Annotated in this window: 1 protein-coding gene; it reads left to right on the top strand. The window is 34.2% G+C overall.

The features are described from left to right. Positions 1 to 90 precede the first annotated feature (90 nt). Positions 91 to 330 (top strand): helix-turn-helix domain-containing protein (locus tag LJE08_RS13895; protein WP_227403566.1); only part of this gene is annotated, 240 nt, incomplete at its 3' end.

The following is a 330-nucleotide window of genomic DNA, read 5'->3' as shown; positions in this document are numbered from 1 at the left end:
AGCTACAGTTTCTGAAAATACAGAAGAACAGATTATAGAGTATATAAGAAGTCAATAAAGAAAATAGCGAATCAATAAGGAGAAATTATCATGGAAAAGGCATTGAAGTATCGTATCTATCCAAATAGAGAACAAAGAATATTGTTGGCCAAGACTTTTGGCTGTACTCGTTTTGTATATAATCATTACCTGGCAAAACGTAGGGATGCCTATGAAAAAGATGGAATCACATTAAGCTATTCGGCTTGTGCTAAGGATCTAGTTTCTTTAAAGAAAGAATATGAATGGCTTAAGGAAGTGGATTCTGTTGCTCTGCAGTCAAGTGTAAAG

Origin of the sequence: Holdemanella sp. DFI.5.55, from assembly GCF_020593575.1 — a bacterium.
Classification (GTDB): domain Bacteria; phylum Bacillota_I; class Bacilli_A; order Erysipelotrichales; family Erysipelotrichaceae; genus Holdemanella; species Holdemanella hominis.
The sequence above is the reverse complement of the archived record's forward strand: the minus strand, read 5'-3'. Positions and strand labels throughout refer to the sequence as shown.